The organism is Saccharopolyspora pogona (assembly GCF_014697215.1).
GTDB classification, from domain to species: domain Bacteria; phylum Actinomycetota; class Actinomycetes; order Mycobacteriales; family Pseudonocardiaceae; genus Saccharopolyspora; species Saccharopolyspora hattusasensis.
This window is the reverse complement of record NZ_CP031142.1, coordinates 185230-208058: the sequence shown is the minus strand read 5'-3', so window position 1 is coordinate 208058 and position 22829 is coordinate 185230. Positions and strand designations below refer to the sequence as shown.

Below are 22829 nucleotides of genomic sequence, written 5' to 3'. Positions count from 1 at the left end.
TTCAGGGGTTTCGATCCATTGCGTCCGGGGCCGTGTCTCCGGCTGGGCGCTGGGCCGCGCTGCCGCCATGCTTCACTCGTCATCCGGAGCTCGCCTGGAGTCGCCGTCCCGCGCCAAGCTCAGTCGGTCATTCCGCAAAGACTGCTCGACTGCCAGCATCGCCTCCAGCCTCGACGCGATCTTGTCCACCTGATCCAGGGGCCAGCTCCCCTGCTCCGCCGCCGCCCTCGCAACAGCGACCTGGTCACGCACATTCGGGCGGAAATCCGCCGGCAACGCCGCCAAATGCCCATCCAAATGCCCGACCAACCTCTTCAACTCAACAATCACGTCCTCCGTAATCTTGTCTGACTGCCGTTGCAACTCCTCCCGCTCGTCCCGCATAGCCTCATCAAGCGTGGGCAACGCCTGCTCCGACTGCAGAAGAAAATCCCATTCCTGGAACGCAAACCAATCCTGGCGAGACCTGATCTCCTCCAGCGACGCCCGCACCTGCGCAACCCAGTCCGCCAGCGACGCCCGCGCCTGCTCATCCGGCTCCTCCTTCTCGCGGGCCTCACTCTCCGTCATCTGTGCTGCATCCGGCACGCTCGCAGCAGCAGGCTCACCGGCAGAAGCCTGATCAGACGATCCCGAGTCCTGCTCGATCGTCCGAGCGTCCATTTCATCTCTGCGGATTTGCGAACTCGTCTCCTTCCGCAGGTCGTCCAACACGCCCTCCAGAGCTTCAATATGCCCAAGCACCGCCTGCCGAGCCCCGTCCCACACCGGCAACTTCGCCAGCCGAGCCTGAGCGTCCCCCAGCAACACCTCACCCTCCGCAACCAGCTCATCCCTCTCGCTCAGGAGCGCATTTCTTTCCCGCCGCCCCTGAGCCTGCTTCTCCCTAACGCTGGGATTCTCCTGATAACGTCGTTTATTTGCCGCAGTCTTTGCCTTCTGTTCCGCAGTCGGCTCGGGCCGTGGTCTCCTCAGGCGCGCATTTCTTTCCCGCCGTTTCCTAGCCTTCTCCTCCCTAAGGCTGGAATCCTCCTGATAACGTTGTCTCGCTGTCGCCTCGTACCTTGCCTTCTGTTCCGCAGTCTTCACGTACGGGCGCTTGCTCTTCCTCCCCGTCCACCTGATCACTGCGGGCGGCGCTTCGTCGACGTAGCGTGGTGGCGCTGAGCCGTCCAGTGCCACTGCGGCACGTAATTCCGGTCCCGACCTCCACAGTTGTTGGCCTTGGGAGCCCAGTAGGTACCAGTGTCCGGTGCCCTGTCCGTTTTCGAACGTCGGTAGCAGCGTGCCGTCCTGGGCGACCTTGACCTTGGTGGCGTGAACGAGCCGGTCTGTGGTTTGAACGACGTCGCTTCTTGTTGTCCATACTCGTGTGCCTAGCGCGCGGGCGAGCCGTTCCGCGAATGTGAGTTCGCCTGGCTCTGGTCGGCGGTGGGCGGTGCATCCCAGCAGCGCGACTGGTAGTCCTGGGACGAAGTGCTGGTCTTTTCGTACCTCGTCGGCGAAGGCTTCGGGTGTCACGTGGCGGCCATCCGGCAGTACCGCCCACCCCTTGGGGGTGACGTGCACGCCGACGATCTGGGTGCCGGGCAGGTCGGGTGCCGACTGCGCAGCCTGCTGGATTGTCTCGGCGGAGTCGCCGGGGCCTGGGAACAGCAGTGGTTTCGGTCGTGGTGTGTGGGTCATTTCGGTGGGGGGGTCGACCGGTCTCGGGCGGCTTCCGTCCGCCCGGTGCAGCATCCACTTCGGGCCCCGGCCTCGGTTGACCCGTGCCAGCACGTCCGCGCCGGTGCTGCGGAGTGTGGTGACGTCGGTATTGGGGATGACCGTGTCGTCGTGCCCGAGCACCAGCAGCGGTTTTCTGCCTTCCGGGGCAGCGGCGGCGTGGTGCGGCGAGCGGGTCCATCCGGTGTATTCGGCGGTGTCGGTCGCCCCGTGGATCGGAAGGCTCACGGGTGCGGTGCGTGCACCCCAGCGGAAGTCGGATCCTGGTGCGGTTCCGGTTTGTGCCGATGTGCCGGAACTCGCCAGTGCTGAGACAAGATCCGCGCTCGGGAGCTGCCGGGTGCCTCCCGCGGCCGACAGCAGGTGCCAGTGTCCGGCCGTCGCGGACCGGCCCTCGCCGCTGAGCATCGCTTCGGCCCGTTCGCTCCAGGTCGGTAATCCGCCGCGAACGAATGACAGATCGCCGGTGACGACTCGGCCGTCGGCGGCATGCCAGACCTCCTGATCGGCTGTGATCACGTCGACTCCGAGGGTGTCGCGTAGCTGGGCGGCGTCGGAGAGGTCGAAAGATCCGTCAGATCCGATCAGCACGATGGGCCGCCTGGCCCAGCCTGGTAGTTGCTCGATTCGGGTGGCGAGTTCGGGCACGGTGAGGTTGCCGCCGGATGCGGTCAGCCCGATCACCAGGTGGCCACGGATCTTGGGTAGCAGCGCGGCTGCGTTGTGGTCCTCGGCGTTGGGTGTCCACACGTCCGGTAGTGCGGCCGGTGCCGGGTGCGGTCCGCTGGGCGGTGTGAGCGGCTCGGGTGGTGGTCCGGGCAGGTTTTTCGCCGCCGCCTGTGTGGACTCGACAGCGAAGTACCCGCCGTTGTCGATGGTCACTTCGATTTCGGACAGTTTTCCTGGCAGGGCTGAAAAGAGGAAGCGATGCTCGGTCCGGTCGGTGAGCGTGTAGATCGCTTTTCCGGCCCGGTAGACGTGGTAGGTGCCTTTCTTCTCGGTGGTGACCTCCCGGGTAGTGCCGCGGGCGGAGATCTGGGCGCGCGGGTTCGACCAGTTGCCCGACATCCCGCCTGAGGGGTCGAGTGTGCTGGTCTCGCCGGGAAGGAGCATGTCGCCGCTGAGCTTGCCGTGCTTATCGCTGTTGGCCCCGGGACCGCCGGCATCCATCGTGGCCAGCCCGGGCAACGCCGCGCTGCTCTTGCCGATTTCCGATTGGGTGAGCTCCTGCTCGGTTTTCTGTTCCTGGGTCAGCTCGCCGGTCGCGGTGAAGGAGTTGACGTATTCGACCTCGGCGAACCGCAGGCGCACCGCGAGACCGTGCTCGTCGTCCCAGACCATGCCGGTCTCGACCATGGCGGGGAAGAGCACCGGGGCCTCCAGCAGGTCCGGCATCATCGCGGTCAAGCCTTCTTCCCCGCCGAGCTGCCACAGCATGTGCGCCGGCAGGGTGGCCGGGCGGACCCAGCCGTTGCCGGCGGGCGCGTGCATCGACAGTTCCGCACTCTCCGGGTCGGCGTCATCGGCCGGTTGGGGTGCGGGATGCGCCAGCACCGCGGCCAGCCAGGGGAACAGCCGCTCGCTTCCGGGCAGTGTCAGCGGGATCACGTCCACGCCACGCAGATCCCGCGGCAGCGGCCCCAGTTTCTGGCCGTCTCCTGCGGGCACGAGCCGGCCGCCGATGCGCACCGGGCGTGGTACCGGCGGCGTGGTCGTGGTCAGGCCCCCGGGCATGGTGTACAGGGCGGTGCCATCGCTGGTGAACTGCCGTTGTTGCGGGGTCCGGGTGTCGTCCTGCATCTCCGACCACATTTCGATGCCCCGTTTCGGCGCGGTCAGCAGCAGGTTGTTCAGTAACGCGTTCGGGGTCCACGTCCGGTACATCTCGACCTGGAACCAGGTCGGCCAGGTGTAGGAGTAGGAGACCGCGTCGGTCCCGAGGACCCGTGATCTGAACGTATCGCTTTCGGTGTCGCGCTGGCTACGCAACCATTCCTTGCCGTAGCTCACCTCCGGGTGCGCGCCCGCCCGGCGTGTTTTGCCACCCATCTTGCCGGCCACGAGCACGGCCACATTGCCCTCGCCGGCCCGCGACCGGGATACGGTGTGCGCTCGTTTCTCGATGTTCAGGAACGACGTGTCGGACTTGATCTCCTTGTCCGGTGTGGCCTGAGCGTCCGGCGCGTACCGTGCGCGGACGACGAACTCGATCGTCTCGGTGCCGCCCAGATACGGCCGGGCGGCCAGCAACGGCGTCCCGGAAGTCGCTGCCTGGCCGAACCGGGCGGCCACCGCGGTCGCCGACGCCAGTTTGTCCACCGACCCGGCGATCCCGGTCGGTACCTCCAGCCAGCGGCCCGTACCGAAACCGGGAGCATGCTCGGAAATCATGCTTTTGATCAGCGGGGCGACCTCGTGTGCGTTGGAGATCTCGGTGACGATGGTCGGGCCGAGCGCAGCACCGGAAAGTACGAACTCCGGGGGATAACGCACCTCGGTCACCGGTTTCGGTTTCGGCTCCACCCCGGCGGGCAGGTCGAGGTGCCGGGTCCGCGGTGGCTGTCCCTCCGCTGCCGGTTCCCGGGCCGGGTTGGTGTGCATTCGCTGTGCGACGGCGTCCGAGAGCAGGAACTCCACACCACCGTTGACCGCGACCTTCTCGGTTGTCTCGGCCGCGTCGGACTCCCCGTAGCGGGTGATCTCGAACACGCCATGCGCCCGGTAAAGGTGGGCAGGTCCGTTCGTCCTGCCGATCCGCCGGCGTGCGGTGCCACGACCGTAGGTGGTTCCTTCCTCCTGGCTGAACTTGCCCCGGCCGGTCAACGACGGGGCCACGTAGGCCCGGCTGGATTTGCTCCCGAACAGCATCCACGCGGAGCCGCGGATACGCCCCTCCCAGCCTCTGCCTCTCATCTCCTGACCGTCCAGCTTCAGCCCACCCTCGGTGCCCACTTCCAGATTCAGCTTGCTCGCAGCGGTACCCACCGGCTGGGCATCGAACAGCCGCAGCCGCACCCGGCCCCCCGCGATCGGCACCCCACCCGGGGCCACCAGCTGGTCGAAGTTCGCATCCAGCGAATCCTCACCCTCACCGGCCGTTGTCACGTCCTGTTCTTTCGCACCCGCACGTTTGTGCAGCGGGCCTTCGATGGCCTCACTCAAGACCGTGGACGGCGTGGCCACGCCCTGCGGCATGAGGAACTCGACGTTCACCTGGAACGGGTTGTCGTCCTGGTTGTCGTAGTCGAAGTCTCTGATGACCGTACCGAGATCCTTCAGATCACCTTGCGGGGTGGTGGGTGCCAGTGGCTCCGGAACCAGCACACGCGCCCAGCCACCGACCGTGCCACGGCCGGTCGTCGTGGCGCCGCTGGACGTCGAGGCACCATCAGAACTTTCGACACTGTCCGGGTTTTCGACACTGTCCGGGTTACTGTCGGCTGTCAGGAAATTGCTGGACAGTATGTTCAGCTCGATGTCGCTGTTGTTCGCCGCATCAGACCGGTTCGCCCGCCCACCGAACAAGCCGAGTCTGCGATACCACGACCCCGGCTGCCCGGTCTGCGACCCCGGCTGCCCGGTCTGCGACTCCGGCTCGGTCTGCGACCCCGGCCCGGTCTGTGACTCCGGCTGTTCGGTCTCCGGGGTGACGGGCTTCGTCGAAACGGAGATCGACCAGGTCACCAGCCGATCGAAGGTGACCGCGGGCCCCACGAACCTCGCGCGCCGGTGGACCTTGTGACTCTGCCCGACGGTGCTGCTGTAGCTGTGCGAGAACTGGGCTGACACGCCGGCGAGGAAACCCAGGGTGCGCCAGAAATCCTTACGTTTGGTGCCGATCGTGGCACCCGACTCGAAGCCGAGCCGATGCTTCGTACCCGCTTTCGCCTTACTCTCGCCACGGATCGTGTTCTTAGCGGTGGCATCCACGTTGGCCTTCTCGACCCTGCCGGTCCCCACCAGAGCACCCAGTTGCGGCCTGACCTCGATCGTCACCAGCCGGCCACCGACCTGGATCGTCCCGGAGGCACCACGCAGCTCCCCACTGAACTCCCCGAACAACCCCGGCGCACCGAAAGCCGAGGACAACTGCGTCTCAACGACCGACCGCACGTCATGGCTCAGCGACGTCAGCTCCTCACCCACCGACTCACGCAGCAGCCGGCGCACTTCCGGAAGCACCCGCTCGATTCCCGGCGCCCGGTCCACCACACCGCCACCGGTGCTCTTACCGGCCGCCAGCATGTCGGGCTGCCGACGCCCGCCCGCGGGAATCGTGATCTCCGGACGCTTACCGTAATCAGCCAAGATCGACAGTGCGAGTTGCTCGGCGCTGTCGTTTTCCAGCCGGGCGTCCCGTTCCCCGTCCTTGGCTTCCACCAGCGTCCGGGTGATGCCCGGACGCACACGATCCACCAGGTCACGGAAGTTCTGGCGCTGCCGCAACCCCTCGGGGACCGCCGGGCTTTCATGCGGCGCGTTGTGCTCCTCAGCGCTGTGCAGGGCGGAGTGTGCCGCGGAAATCTCCTCAAGCCGGGCGAATTCCTCCACCGGCATCCACAGGAACACCTTCTCCCCCACGGTATCCGAACCTTCCAGCGCCGGATCCGTGGAATACCGCGCAACCCGCACATCCAGCGTCGCCTCCACCAGGACGGCATCACCCTCGATGCTGGCGACGGTCTTCTTCCCAGCACTGGTGCCCACCAGCTGCGTCAGCGTCTCCCCCGATTCCGCCGCACCGGACACCGTGAACGGTGTGATCATCGTGTACGCGCCGAGACCACGTCGATCCTCGTTGAGCTCGGCAGCCAAACCAGGACCCACACTCGCCGAACCTTCGATACTCGCAGACCGTGCCACGCTGGTATCGAACTTCGTGTCGCCACCGGCGATCTGCCGCAGGTTCACGTCGGGGACAACGCGGCCGTCGACCCGCCGCACCGACCGCAACTCCGCAGACACCTCCAGCGACAACGTGTTCAGCTTCACACCCGGCAACCGCAACGGACTCGACCGGTAACCACCACCGGTGATCTCCCCGAACTTCACGATCACGGAGTCTTCACTCAACTCACGCGACACCGAATCACGGACTTCGACACCCACCTCCGACAGCGGCAACCCAGCAAGGACCCGCTGACGGATCCGCCGCACCGCAGCGGCTTGCGGCACCACGAACACCTCATGCAGCGCCGAAGCGGGAAGAGGCAGCACCGGCCCACCCGGGCCCGGGTTGATGGTGGCCGGTGGCACGTCCTCCCCGTAGTAGCGGATCAATGCCACATCGGTGATCACGTCGCTCTGGTACGTCCGCGGCGGGTCCTCTCCCCCCCGCACATCGATCACGAAACGACCATCGACGACGAAATGCCGCTCCGGAACCTGGACACTATGCCGCTCAGCAGGCCGGCTGTTGATCCCACGGGAAAACTCGGTCGTCGAAACAAGATTACGCTGCTCGCTGGTCCCCAACGACGGCCGCACCGAGGGGTTGAACAACAAGCTGCGAGCCGCGCCTTTAGTCGCCGCACCCAGCATGTTGGGCATGACAGCGGGCATACCGTACTGCGGGCCCCTTTCCTGCCCGACAGTCCGGCTCGCGTCGGCGGAACGAATGCCCCACTCGGTGAATCCCTCGCCCTTCGGCAGATGCACCGGCGTCGCCGCGGTGCGTTCGAACTTCAGATGCAACTCGCGGGAGTCGACCTCGATCCGAATACCTTCATCGGCAAGACGCCGCAGTGTTTTCGCGACCTTGGCCTCGGAGAACAACTCCTCGATCGCCGCTCGGACAGGCTCCCGCAAACCGTCCGGCAGGGCGGCAAGAACGTCCTCGGGATCAACACTGCCGGGCTTCCAGATCTTCCCGCTGCCCATCGCACCACCGGCCGCGTAAGACGGCAGATCAACCTGCCGGACCGTCACATCAGCACGATCTGCCGCGACACGAGCCTGGACCACGGCCTTCGCCGCCGTCTTCGCCGCCTCCTTGACGACCTCACGGACGTTGTCCACCCGGGCAACCGCCTCGGCGATACGTTCACCCACTTCCCGATCCGCCACCACCAGCTGATCAATCCGCTCCCGCACAGCGGCGAGCTCAACGGCAGCGGACTCCACCCGCGCCGCCGCGTCAGCACGCTGAGCACGCAACGCATCCCGCACAGGACCCTGGCCCTCATCCTGGTTCCGCAGAAGCCGCACCCCCTCGCGGGCCCCCCTCAAAACCGCCTGTTTCTGAACCAGATCCTCCCCGGCCGCGGCGAGCTCGGCACGCACCTCGTCCTGCCGCTGCCTGACCGCCCCCAGATCTCCCTCCACCACCGACAACTGCTCAGCTTGCCGCTGAGCACGCCCAACACTCACATCAGCCGAGGTGGTCTCATCCCTCGCCACCTTGAGCAACGCATCGGTGTCAGCGGAATCAACCGCCGTCACAGTGGTCGCCGGCGCCTCCAGCACGGGCACATCCACCATGCTGTAAACCTGGGTGAGCTTCTCATCAGCCGCCGCGATCTCCCTACGCACCCGGGCCACCTTCGCGGCCTGCTCGGATTCCCGCAGCCATCCCAGATCCGGCGACGGCCCCGCACGAAACCGCGCCGTCTCCGCACGCAGGTGCACCCAGTCAGGACTCAGCCCAGACAGCCCCGGCGGCAACGAAACATCAGAAGGGCTCTGCCCTGATGACCGCTCACCCCTGCGAGTCGTCTCCCAAGTGCCCTGCGAAAAGTCAGGACGCAACATGAAGACCTCGTCCAAATACCAGCCGGAAACCATGGAGGCAAACCCATTGGTCTCCGGACCGAACCACACAATGTCTCGCGTCCAGATCACCTCAACATCCGACGCCCCATCCAGCGCCTGCGCGAACCCCTCCGAAACCCCACAGGCATACAACCGGATCGCCCTGTTCCCGTACACCCTCCTTCGAATTAAGATAGCCAGCTGCGAGGCATTCGCACTCTCGCCACCGATAAGCACTCCACCGCGCCCATCACCTTTCACCACCACCGCCAACACGCCATCCTCAACCGGCAAACCACGCGCCACAGCACTGAGGTCCTCGCCCAAATCGGACGGCGACATCATAATCCCCGCCGGAATCTCGACTACTCCCGAAGCCAGCACCTGCTCAGACACAGGCGCCGACACAGCCGGCGGCAAGGGAACGTCAGAGGGGGGCTGTTCCGGTGGCGAATCGTCCCTCCGGGTCGTATTCCAGGTGCCGTTGAATTCCGGACGCATCATGAGGAGATCATCCAAGTACCAACCGGAATCCGCAGACGCAAACCCATTGTCCTCAAAACCGAACACATTGTCCGGCGTCCAGATCACCTCAACACCCAACGCCCTATCCAACACCTGCGCGAACTCCTCCGAGACCTCACCGGCATACAGCCGGATCGACCTCTTCCCGCGCACTCTCCCCCGAATTAAACCAGCCAACTGCCGGGCATCCGCACTCTCGCCGCCGATAAGCACTCCACCGCGCCCATCACCTTCCACCACCACCGCCAACACGCCATCCTCAACCGGCAAAACACGCGCGACATCACGAACATCCTCGCCCAAATCCGACGACATCACAATCCCCGACTCAACAACCACAGCCGGCTTCGCAACCTCAGCCGATGCAGCCTCCGGCAAGCTCACGGCAGGAAATCCACCAGCAGACAAAGAACCTCCCCCACCAGACACCAACTCCGACGCGTCCCGCAACCGCTGCTCGACCACCCGCATACCCCGCAACCTCGACCGGATCCGCTGCAGCTGCTGCGGGGTCCACCCTTCCTGCTGCACCGCCGCCCTCGCAAGCGCGACCTGAGCACGCACCTTCGGACGGAAACCCGCCGGCAACGCCGCCAAATGCTCCGCCATTCGCACGACCAACCCCTCCAACTCAACAACCACAGCCGGCTTCACAACCGCCGTAATCCCCGCCGGAATCTCCTCTGGTGACTGAACATTCCGCAAATACTCCTCGACCGCCGCCCGCAGCACCCCCAGCTTCGACCCGATCTGCCGCAGCTCCTCCGGAGTCCACCCTTCCTGCTCCACCGCCGCCCTCGCAACCGCGACCTGAGCACGCACATCCGGACGGAAATCCGCCGGCAACGCCGCCAAATGCTCCTCCAGAAGTCCGAGCTCCCCCAACCACGCATTCACCTGCCTCCGCACCTCCTTCTTACGAGCTCGCCTCTCCTTCTCTGCTTCTGCATGCATCGCCCTCCTGTCCGCCGCGTCGTTCGCCATCGTGGCCAGCTCCGCCTGCACCGCCGCGATACGCCCCGGCAACGCAGCCAACTCCTCCTGCCGATCCGCATCCAGGACCGGCAACACCACCAACTTCGCCTGCTGAGCCATAAGCTCCCGCAACTGCGCATTCAACTGCGTATTCACCTGCGCCCCCTTCTCCTTCTTACGAGCCCGCCTCGCCGCCTCTACTGCTGCATGCATCGCCTTCCTGTCCGCCGCGTCGTTCGCCATCGTGTCCAGCTCCACCTGCAACGCCGCCAACTCCGCCCGCCGATCCGGATCCCACTCCCGCTCCTGCAACACCTTCAAGTCCGCCTGCTGAGCCATAAGCTCCCCCAACCGCGCATTCAACTGCGCCCCCTTCTCCTTGTTACGAGCCACCATCTTCCTCTGCCTTGCTGCATCATTTGTCCTCTTTTTCGCCGCGTCGTTCGCTATCGTGTCCAGCTCCGCCTTCGCCGCCGCGATACGCTCCGCCAACGCCGCCAACTCCGCCCGCCGATCCGCATCCCACTCCCGCTCCTGCAACACCTTCAACTCCGCCTGCTGAGCCATAAGCTCCGCTAGCCGCTTCCGCGCATCCGCAGCCAGCTCAGCCCGCTTCTCCTTCTCGCGAGCCCGCCTCGCCTTCTCTTCTGCTGCGCGCTTGGCCTTCTGTTCCGCAGACCTGTTGGTCCGGCCTCGTGATGTGCCCGTCCACTTGATCACCGGGGCTGGGTGTGCTCCTTCCGCATAACGCGGCACAGCCGAGCGGTTGACTCCCGCCCGCAACTCCGAACCGTGCCCGACCACCCCGCCGCCGCGAGAACGGAGGAACCAACGGCCAGTTCCCTCGCCATTGACAAACTTCGGCAACACACGACCATCCGACGTCACAACCGTTTCCGTAGCGTGAATCGCAGCATCGTCGGTCTGCCACACGTCGGTATCAGTCCCCCATATCTTCTCCGCGCCCAACGCGTCCGCGAACCGATCCGCAAACGAGGCCCCACCCTCCACCGGCCGCCGCAACGCACCACAACCCAAAAACGCCACAGGCAAACTTGGCACAAAACGCTTGTCCGCTCGCACCCGCGCAGCGAACTCCTCCGGCGTTTCCGATCGGCCATCCGGCAACACCGCCCACCCATCCGGGCTCACATGCACACCCACCACCTGCACACCCCGCAAACCCCGCGCCAGCCGCAGTACCTGCTCAACCACCTCACGATCACCCGCCAAGAACATCACCGGCTCCACACGCAACCACTGCACGACGTCCCGCATCCCCCGCAACTTCGACCCGATCCGCTGCAGCTGCTGCGGGGTCCACCCTTCCTGCTGCACCGCCGCCCTCGCAACCGCGACTTGAGCACGCACATCCGGACGGAAATCCACTGGCAACGCCGCCAATTGCTCCGCCATTCGCGCGACCAACCCCGCCAACTCAACAACCACAGGCGGCTTCACAACCGCCGTATTCCCCGCCGGAATCTGCTCTGACCGAAAATTCCGCAAATACTCCTCGACCGCAGCCCGCAGCACCTCCAGCTTCGACCCGATCTGCCGCAGCTCCTCCGGAGTCCACCCTTCCTGCTCCACCACATTCCTCAACTCCGCGACCTGAGCACGCACATCCGGACGGAAATCCGCCGGCAACGCCGCCAAACGCTCCTCCACACGCCCGACCAACCCCGCCAACTCAACAACCACAGCCGGCTTCACAACCGCCGTATTCCCCGCCGGAATCTGCTCTGACCGAAAATTCCGCAAATACTCCTCGACCGCAGCCCGCAGCACCTCCAGCTTCGACCCGATCTGCCGCAGCTCCTCCGGAGTCCACCCTTCCTGCTCCACCACATTCCTCAACTCCGCGACCTGAGCACGCACATCCGGACGGAAATCCGCCGGCAACGCCGCCAAACGCTCCTCCACACGCCCGACCAACCCCGCCAACTCAACAACCGAAGCCGGCGTAGCCCCCGGCATGCTCCCGGCAGCGGACGATTCCACAACCTGCCTCTCCTGAGCAGCCAACTCCTCCTGCACCGCCGCGATACGCCCCGGCAGCTCCTCCCACTCCTTCCTCATACCTGCCTGCGTCTCCGACAACGCATCCCACTCCGCCTGCAGAACCCACTTCCAAGCCTGCAACGCCCCCAACGCCGCCTGCCGAGCCTGAAGCTGCTCCAGCGCCCCCCGCAACCGCACAACCCGCGAATCCCGTGCCTTCTGAGCCTTCCGAGCCTTCCGAGCCTTCCGAGCGATGAGCTGCTCCAGCGACGCCTCCAACGCCGCAACCCGCTCATCCAACGTCTGCCCCCCGGCTCCGGCGTGGATGGTCAGTCCGCTGCCCTGCGTACCCAGGCTTTCGGCCAGTGCCTGGGAGAACTCCACAACCTGGTCCTGGTGATCATCGCCGAGCTCGTCGTGTTTGGCCGTGACCAGCGCCACCACATCCTCCAGCGACACGGCAGCATCCCCACGAGCCAACCGCCGGATGTCATGCGTGCCCTGCACAATCCGCCGCGCCGCCAACTCATCATCCCTGGACCAGCCCACCTCCCTCGCCCGATCGATCTCCCCACGCACATCCGCCACCGACGACTCCAACGACGACACACTGCCGCCCAAATCACCCGAAGCAGACCAAGAATCCGACACCTCCGAATCCGACGACGACTCCAAGGCGTCGCCAGCCAAGAGCTCCTCATCAGACCGCGCACCACGACCACCAAACTCCCGCGATCCACCGGAACGGTACGACTCCGACGGCTCCGTGTCTCCCCTCAAACGATCAAGCCGATCCAGCAGCTCTGCCCGTTCCGCCTCGTCGAAGACGCTCTCGGTGTCATTGGTGTCATTGGTGTCATCGGTCTCCGCATCACTCGACACATCCTCAGTGGACTGCGACAGCATGTCCTCAACGGTCTCCGACCCCGGATCGTCAGTGGACTGCGACAGCATGTCCCTACCCGGGGCCGGCCCCGCGCCCGCACTCACGACCATCGCCGCGAGCATCAGACCATGCAGTCGCTGCAGGAACGCCTGCGCATCCCCTATCTGACCGCCATTCGTCAACAGCCGATGCGCGACCGCATCCCGCAATCGATCATCCTGCATTCCCCCGAAGCGGCGACCGAAATCGCGGACCACCACATGATCTCGACCGTGCAGAACTTGCAGCCGCGCGAACCCGCCGTATGCTGTCTCGAAAATCTCCCGCAATTCCCGTACCGCATTATTCCGGCGCTGCTCCCGCAATTCCTGAACAGCAGCGACAGCTTCCGCCGCCCGTCTGCGAATCTCTTTGAGTCGTGTCTGCGAATGAATAGACAACCACTTCTTGATCTCGGCTTCATATTCGTTCCGCAGGTCAGTTTCTGCCTCCGCATCCTCCAAAATCTGCCGCAGAGACCCCACCGTAGCTTGCAAATCGGAGATCAGCTGGTCCCTGACCTCAACAATAACTTTGTTACCCCAAGCCTTAGATCTGGCGAACCGAGCTCCCAAAGCGGAGGCGACGTAATCCCCGCGAAGAGCGTCCTCATGCGCCGCGTTCTGCAGCACCCGTTCGACAGCAGCATCGTCAGGCAAACCACTAAGCGCCTTGCCAACCGCCACGCGCCGTACTAGCTTCTGCTGTGCTTCAGAGGACTTGTTCCCAGGCAACGGGGTCACCGTGGCGGAAAGCAAGTCGCCGCCAGTACTCGAGTCCGCACCGCCACCCAGATCACCAGCCAGGTAACGGACCAGTTTCCACCGCAACTCCTGCAAATGCTGATCATCCCGCGGGTTCGTCATCAACTCGTGCGCCATCACATCCCGGAAGGGCTGCGACTCCTTGAGAGACCCCAAAACCTCATCAGCGGCAGCGTACAAACCGTCCACGACACCTTGATCTTGTTCATCGGCCAACTGCCGCAACACCCGACCAGCATCCGCGAACGCTCGCTTCACCGAACTAACCTCAGAAATAACGCGCAGCCCTGGATCATCATCGACCCCACGCACCATCGGGACAGCAACGGCCGCCTGATTCCCAGCACGAACTGCCTGCCAACCCGCCTCTTCCGCTCTCACCTTCTCGAGTTCGTCGCGAGTCAAACCACTCACCGCCACGCCAATGCCAGGGTCACCGACCAGATAGCCGGCCAGTTCCACTCGCACCGCCTGAGCACCGCGCCAGTCACCCGGATGCTCACCCAACCACTGCGCCAGCACAAACCGGAACCGCCCCGACACGCTCAGCGGCCCCAAAACCACCTCCGCATCAGCCAACAACCGGGCCACAGCATCACGACCCGCAATCCCGGCCCACTCATCCAACTGCGCCTCGGCCCGCTCGTACCGCTCATCCCAGACCAACCATATCGGGTCATTTCGGCTCTGATCCCGCAACACCGAAACAGCAGCGGCAGCTACCTCTACTTTCTCTATCCGGCGACGGATCGTTTTGACCTGCAACCCATTTAGATCCGACCACTTCGCGATCTTGGCTTCATATTCGTTCCGCAGGTCAGCGTTTGCCTCCGCCTTCTCCAAAATCTGCCGCAGAGACCCCACCGCAGCGTTCAAATCGGAGCTCAGCTGCGTCTTGACTTCATCAAAAACTTTGGCACCCCAATTCTTAGCTCTCTTGAACCGAGCCCCCAAAGAGGTGATGTTGTAATCGCTGCGAAGCGCGTCCTCACGCGCCTCGTTTCGCAGCACCCGGTCGACAGCAGCATCGTCCGGCAAACCACTAAGCGCCTTGCCAACCGCCACGCGCCGCCGATACATCTGCTGCGCTTCAGAGGACTTGTTCCCAGGCAACGGGGTCACCGTGGCGGAAAGCAAGTCGCCGCCAGTACTCGAGTCCGCACCGCCACCCAGATCACCAGCCAGGTAACGGACCAGTTTCCACCGCAACTCCTGCAAATGCTGATCATCCCGCGGGTTCGTCATCAACTCGTGCGCCATCACATCCCGGAAGGGCTGCGACTCCTTGAGAGACCCCAAAACCTCATCAGCGGCAGCGTACAAACCGTCCACGACACCTTGATCTTGTTCATCGTCCAACTGCCGCAACACCCGACCAGCATCCGCGAACGCTCGCTTCACCGAACTAACCTCAGAAATAACGCGCAGCCCTGGATCATCATCGACCCCACGCACCATCGGGACAGCAACGGCCGCCTGATTCCCAGCACGAACTGCCTGCCAACCCGCCTCTTCCGCTCTCACCTTCTCGAGTTCGTCGCGACGCAAACCACTCACCGCCACGCCAACGCCAGGGTCACCCGCCAGATAGCCGGCCAGTTCCACTCGCACCGCCTGAGCACCGCGCCAGTCACCCGGATGCTCACCCAACCACTGCGCCAGCAGATTCCGGAACCGCACGGACACCTTCAGCGGCCCCAAAATCCCGTCCGCATCAGCCACCAACCGGTCCACAGCATCAAGACCAGCGATCCCGGTCCACTCATCCAACTCCGCCGCAGCCCGCTCGTACCGCTCATCCCAGTCCCGCAACGCCGCCTCACGGTTCTTAAGCGTTTCCAACTCCGCCTGCACCGTCGCGATACGCTCCTGCAGCGCCTCCAACTTCGCCTGCCGAACCGGATCCCACGCCTGCCTCTGCAACTCCGCCTTCTCAGCCTCCAGCTCCTCCAGCCTCACCCGCCCTTCCTCAATCAGCTCAGCCCGCTCCTCTCGCTCCGTCTTGCGCCCGGCACCACCCGCAGCTTCATCCACCGGCACCGCAGCATGTGACTGTGAAGGCCCACCGCTTTGGCCCGAACTCCAACTCGCCACAGACTCCCCTGAGCGCCCCGCCTGATCCTTCGGCCCGGCTCCGGCCCGGATTCTCAGCCCGCTGCCCCGCGTACCCAGCCTGTCGGCCAGCTCCCGGGAAAACTCCACCACCCGGTCCTGGTGATCATCGCCGAGGTCGCGGTGCCTGGCCGCGACCAGCGCCACCACATCCTCCAGCGACACGACAGCATCCGCACGAGCCAACCCCTGGACATCATGCGCGAGCCGCACAATCTGCCCCGCCACCTCCTTTTCCCTGCTGGACAAGCCCAGCGACTTCGCCCAGGCGATCTCGCGGACCAGATCCGACTGCGACCACTGCCCCACCGGTATCCCACCGGTATCCCGCACCGTGCCCGCCCCGACACCGGGTGCGGTCACTGCGGGCTGTACCTCCCCGGTCACCGACCTCGCCTGGGCAGCCGTCCGCTCGACGGCGTCACCGTCGGCCCGCTGCCCGTCCGTCACACCGCCAGCGACATCGTCCTGCGAAACAACGTCGCCGCCCGACCAGACAGCACCACCACCGTCCACAGCAGACTCCGCGACAGGCGTCGGGTCTCCAGACGGCTCCGTGTCCCCGCTCAAGCGACGAAGCCGATCCAGCAACTTTGCCCGCTCCGTCTCGTCGAAGACGCTCTCGGTGTCGTCCGCCCCCACACCAGGCCAGGCCAGACGACGCCGTACACCACCGGCGGAATCAGCGGAGGTGTCTCGCACCCCCTCGCCGGACGCTTCTCCTTGCCGGGACGCCAGGTCGCGCCAGATCTCCTCGGTCTCCCGCATCCCAGGCAACATGTCTACGACGGTCTGCAGATCCGTTGAGGTCCAGGCTCCCTGTCGTACCATGCGTTTCGCGCGTTCGACGTTGAGCGCGTACGTACCGTCCCGATCGGATCCCGGTAGCATCGTTTTCCGATGCTGTTCCATGCTGCCCGCCAACTCGGCCAGCTCCGCAATCCCGGCCAGGTTACGGTCCAGCCGCTCGGACTCCGGTAAACCAAGCAACTCCGCCACTGACGGCAACCGGCCGTCCAGCCATGCGACCTGCACCGGCCCACCCAGAATCGTCGCGATGTCGGCGGCCGTGGGCTGCGAACCCTCCCCCCGCGACACAAGCGCTGCGGAACCATCGCCGTCGCCTGCGGGGGCGTGTAGTCCGCCATGCTGAGTCCACCAGGCCAAGTCGGCGCCCGCGTCCGCCATCACGCCCGGCGGCAACCTCGACCCGGGGTCGATTCTTCTGCCATCACCCTGGACCGTGTCCAGGAAATAGTGCGCCTGCCCGTCTTCAAAAAAGCCACCAGAGGTCAGGAACGCACTCGCGTCGTTGCCATTCACATACACGGCCCGCGGGGCATCCTGGGAGGTCGCCGACGGTATTCTCAGCACAAGGAAATGAACGTCGTTCCCCGCCGTCTGCCGCATGAACTTACGCACGGCATCGGGGCCAGGAGTCAGCCGAAGCCGCGGGACGACACCCCCCGTAGCGTTCTGGAACTGCTCACTCGCCGCACCTCCCACCACCCGCCGCAACACACCAGAGTCCAGCATGCCTCTCGCTTCGCGGAGGCGGTCGGCGACCTGCTCCAGCAACCCCGTGACCGCCTCAGCACCCGGGGCGGGAATGACGATGCCCGAACGCCGTACCATGGCCTTCGCATGCTCATTGCCGAGCAGGACCTGAACAACGATGTAGTGGACCGAAGCCCTCAACGACGCCCCGAGTCCATCGAGGACCTCTCGCGATTCGGGCCGCAGAGACGGAACTGAGTCCCTCACCCTTCTCCACTGTTCCGGTGCGGCGGACGGGAACGTGTCTCCCTCCGTGGCATCGGCCCACGCGAGACGGCGCTCAGCCTCCCGTATCCCGTTCTCGCTCCACACCAACCGCCTCACCGGCTGCGGCCCCTGCATGACCCCGTCGGTGATAGCCCCCAGAACACCCTGGCGCAGCCTCCCAGCGTCCTCCGCTTCGGGCTCGATGCCCGCCAGCCACTCCCATACGTCCCGCTCGTATACATCCCGCTCGTATACAGAAGACGCGCCGGTGTCGGTCACCTCGAGTGCTCGGCCCGGGCCGAGGTAGCGCACCAGCTCCGAGCCCGAGAGCCGAGCAGCCGCGCGCATCTCCTGCCGTTCGAACGCGTCGGGCTGGCTATCGCCGTCCAGCCACTCCTGAACCGTGGAATCGTCAACTCCGGTCAGCGCGGCCGCTCGGGCCGGGCCGAGACGGCTCACCAATTCCCCATCCGGGACTTCGGCGGAAACAGCATCCCCGGCGACGTAGTCCACCACGTCGCCCAGAGTCAACGCCCCCCAATCCTGCATGGTCGGCAAACCGAAAACTTTCTGCGCGGCGTCAGATTTCCCCCCCAGCAGCTCTTGGAGCGCCTGCGGGCCCCGCAGGGCGCCCAGCTCCCGCAATCGGTTAGCCAGCGCGACCGCCCTTTCCGGCCCGCCGAACGCCGCGTCAATCGTGTCCAGCACGATCCCACGCACCACCGCACGATCGCCGGGACGGCCACGACGCCACCCGCGCACGTCTTCCTCATCAACGCCGACCACCTCGGCGACCCGCCAGTCCTCGCCGAAGAAGCGCGTGAGGTAGTCAAACTCACGACCGTCCAGGGCATGCACCAGCTCGTGCAGCACGCTCAGCTCCCGCGGACTGGGCCGCCTGCCTAGCTCACCGGCACTCTGCGGTGCCGGACCGGCGAGATCGGTCACTTCCACCTGGATGTCGGGCTTGCTCGCGGCGCGCACCACCTGGTCCAGGCCACCGAGTCCCCTCACCCTTTGTTGCAGCTCGCGGCGGTAGTCAGCCGCGCTGGGGGTGGCACGCATTGCCTCGCCCCACGCCCCCAGCAGACGGCGGCGATCGGCCAGGGTCATCATGAGCTCACCCAGAGCGCCCAACCGCGCCTGGTGCAGCTCACCGGCCGGCACCAGTGTCTCCACCAGTGTCTTGACCGCTTCTCGCCCGCCGTATTTGCTGACCACGGACCCGGTGATCGCCCGGCGCAGCGCCTCGGCATGCCACCCTTCGGGCAGGTGGGACCACATCCGCCACACCCACGCCGTGGTTTCGTCCACCCCCAACGCCTGAGCCAGATACTGGTCCCGGCGCACCCCCGGGTTGACCCTACTCATCAACCCCGCAGGCCCCTCCTTCTCCAAGACCGCGAACAACCCCTCCCATTCGGCCTCACGGCCACGAAGCCACAGCCCCTGCTCCGCCGACCCATACTCCACCCTGACCTCAGCCGGATCCACCACATGCACGAAGAACTCGACCGACTCACCGCTGTACTCCAGCCGGGTACCCGGGGGAAATTCCTCGTCCGGATCCAGATCCGCCGGCACCTCCCACAACCGATCCGGCGGCCCCTGGGTCAGCGGGCCCCGCAAGCCCTCCGGCCGTGTGGCGCCATCCGGCCTTTGCCCTGGCGCGTTCTCACCCATCACATACCAGACGTCGGTGCCCTTCTCGACCAACTCCCGACCGTTCAGATCCGGCGACCACGCGGCGGTTCTCCACGTCGTTTCCCGCTTCTTCACCACCACCGCACGGTCTAGAACGCCCCACCAGTCCAGCATCTCCAGGAACGCCACCACATTGTGACCATCAACAACGTCGGCCAGCCTCGGCCGCGCGGCCACTCCCGTCGCTGCCTGGAAAGCGTCCAGCGCCGCGCGCCCCTCCGCAGAAACCCCCGCCAACTCCCCCTCGCCCAGCACCACACTCCGGCCATCCACCACATCCGGCAGCCGCCCCTCCCCGCCATCCAGCTCAGACCCCCACGCATCCACCGCCCCCCTCAACGGCTTCAGCTCACCGAACGCCACCGGGGAGGAATCCACATCGGACAGCAGTGCTGATCCGGCCTCGCCGGGTTCGTTGCCAACGGCAGAGGTGGCAGACCTCTCTGACCATCCCGCTGCCTGATCCTCCGGCCCCGCCCCGGCCCGGATAGCCAGCCCGCTACCGCCCTCCGTGTCCAGCCACTCCGCCAACGCCCGGGAAAACTCCACCACCTGATCACGCTGATCACCGCCGAGTTCGTGACGCTTGGCCGCGACCAGCACCACCACATCCTCCAGCGACACGGCAGCATCCCCACGAGCCAACCCCGCGATGTCATGCGTGTGCCGCACAATCAGCCCCACCGCGTCCTTTTCCTCGCGGGACAAGTCCAGCTTCTTCGCCCGGTCGATCTCGCGGCGCAAATCCGACGGTGACCACTGCCCCACCGGTATCCCACCGGAATCCCGCATCGTGCCCGCCCCGACATCGTGTGTGGTGGTCACCGCGGGCTGTACGTCCCCGGTCACCGACCTCGCCTGGGCAGATGTCGTCTGCGCGGCCGGTGTCTCGTCCGGGGCCACTGTCTGCTGACCGGAGTCCGGAACAGCAGTTGAGGCGTCCGCCAGATCGGCCACGCCCCCACGCCCGCCGGCCGGCACCGCAGCACCGGGCCCGCCCAGCGGCCTAGCCGATCCATCCGCACCGAATACCGTCCACTGCGGTGTGCGCCCGCCCTGTCCCGGTGTCATCGCGACAACATTCCGCCCCATACCCTGCGCCAGGGCCGAACCCTGACCAGGCGATACCACCACACCCGCAGTCGAATTGCCTGGGGACACCAGCAGCACAGGACCGCCCGTGGAATCCGCGACACCGCCCCGCACGAACTCCGCCAACCCGCCACCAGCGACCACATTCGCGGGCACCGGCACCCGCACCGTGTCCACCGGCAAGCCCGCAGGCAAGGCCGCCGCCGGATCCTGCCGTAGATACGGCACCGGCTGCGACCCCTCCGCCGACGGTGTCGCCGAATCCGGCGACACCGCAGCGCCATCCACGCGATGCGAATCCCCATGCGCCGCAACCGAGTCCACATGGGAATTCGCATCGTGGCCGGGCATCCCATTCGGCGACGTCGGCTGCCCCGCGGGCACAACACCACTGTCGGAGTCCACGACAGACCCGGACCTGCCAGTCTCCGGAAGCGCGGTATCCGCTGGCACACCAGAAGCATGTGGGGTCACCGCCGGTGAGTCCGGGGTCTGCGAGGTAAGCACCTCCAGCGGCCGGTTCCCGGGCACATCCACACCATGCACTCCGGGCACCGGATCGCCACCGGCAACCGGACGGTACGCCGGCGGCGGCGTCCCCGGCCGTTCCTGCCCGGAACCCACTACCCCATCGGAATACACCGGCAGCGGCGTCACCGATCGTTCCTGCCCGGAACCCACTACCCCATCGGAATACACCGGCAGCGGCGTCACCGGCCGGTCCTGCCCGGAACCCACTACCCCATCGGAATACACCGGCAGCGGCGTCCCCGGCCGGTCCTGCCTGGAACCGGGCACCTCCGGAACACCACGAGCCGGCTTCTCGCCCGGCACACTGTCATCGGCGCCCCTCTTACCGTCCGTGCCGCCCACAACAACGGCAGACACCGGAGGGGAACCGGACACCACCAGGTCATCACCAGAGGACACCGGCACCGCAACCGAATCCACCGACCCGGTATCCGATACCGAGAAAACAGAGTCCACACCAGACACATCCGAGGAATCCGAGGAATCCGAGGAATCCGAGGAATCCGAGGAATCGGAGGAATCGGAGGAATCGGAGGAATCGGAGGAATCGGAGGAATCGGAGGAATCGGAGGAATCGGAGGAATCGGAGGAATCGGACGTGTTGTCCTTGCCCGGAGAGCCAGGGGTGTTCCCTGTCTGCGACCCGGACCCTATCCCCAGCAGCGGGGTCTTCTCCTCGTCGAACCCGCCACCATCGGTGGTGGTGCCCTCCCCCCGGCCGGTGTCGTCGAGGTACGGGCTCGGGCCTTCCGGGTGCAGCTTGCCCCGCCACGCCAAACCCGCCAGATTGCCCACACCGCTGAACACCGACTCGAAGAAGCCCGCTGTCACCGAGAACGGGTTCCAGGTCACTTCCTGGCCCGTGGCCGCCAGATACCCCACCTCCCCGAACAACTCGCCCAAGCCCTCGGACAACGCCTCCCCGATCCCGCTGCCGAACCGCGCCGCCCACATACCCCGCACCGACATCCCCGCATACACATCCAGATGCTCCCCCACCACATCCGCAAACTTCGCCATCGCCGACACCGGATACTTCTCCGCGTGCTCGGCCACCGCTTTCTTTGCCGCCGCCTCCAGAATCTTCTCGTCCACCCCATCGCCCAGCCCCTTCACCAGCACCTTCGTCAACGCGTTGCTGACCAGACCGCCTACCGCCGACAACGGCAGCGACACCAACGCCGAGAACGCTCCCATTCCCGCCGCCTGCTCGGTGAGCTTCCCGTCCCACTTCTCAGCCGACTTCTCACCCAGCATCTGCAACTGGGCCTGCAGATCCGGTACCACGTTGAACGCCACACCACCGGCCGCCGCCATCGCCAACCGCATGAACAACTGGCCCCACCACCGCGACAACAAAAACCGCATCACCGCCATCCGCGCCGCCAGCCACGCCATCGACGCGCCACCGGTCGCCCCCGCCCAATACACCGCCCACGCCATCTCAAACAACAACAACTCCAAACCATAAATCGTCACCAACTTCAAATACCGCACCTGCCGCGCCAGATCCCGCACGAACACCGCCAACTCCCGCAACGCCCCCTCACCCGAGGCCAGCAACCCATCGAAAATCTCCAAACCCCCCGCGAACCGGTCCGCCGCCTTCCCCGAAAACTCCGTCCGCACCTTCGCCACCAATTCCGCCAAAAACGGCCCTACCTCCCCCACCCCCACCGCACCCGACTCCAACGCATCCGCCACCGCGAACAACCCACCCTCATCCGCATCCGTCATATCCTCACCCGTCAACACCTGAAAAAGCCGCCTCACCCCCTCCGGCACCATGATCGACGAAAACATCACCACCACCCAACCCCAACGCCGCCACAACACAAGGCAGCAACGATGTATACGGGAATCAGCCCTTGGATCCACCGCCGCGGTGACGCACAAAAACCCGATAGCCGGGCGACCTCAGCCGCCCGGCACCCGAACCACAACACGCCTCTCACAAC

At 65.6% G+C, this 22829-nt stretch carries 1 protein-coding gene; it reads right to left on the bottom strand.

What is annotated here, in order from left to right; genetic code table 11:
- Positions 1 to 72: 72 nt before the first annotated feature.
- Positions 73 to 22674 carry a hypothetical protein gene (locus DL519_RS00425; protein ID WP_223840460.1) on the bottom strand — a complete coding sequence of 7534 codons (22602 nt, stop codon included), beginning with the start codon at positions 22672 to 22674 and terminating at the stop codon, positions 73 to 75.
- Positions 22675 to 22829 lie beyond the last annotated feature (155 nt).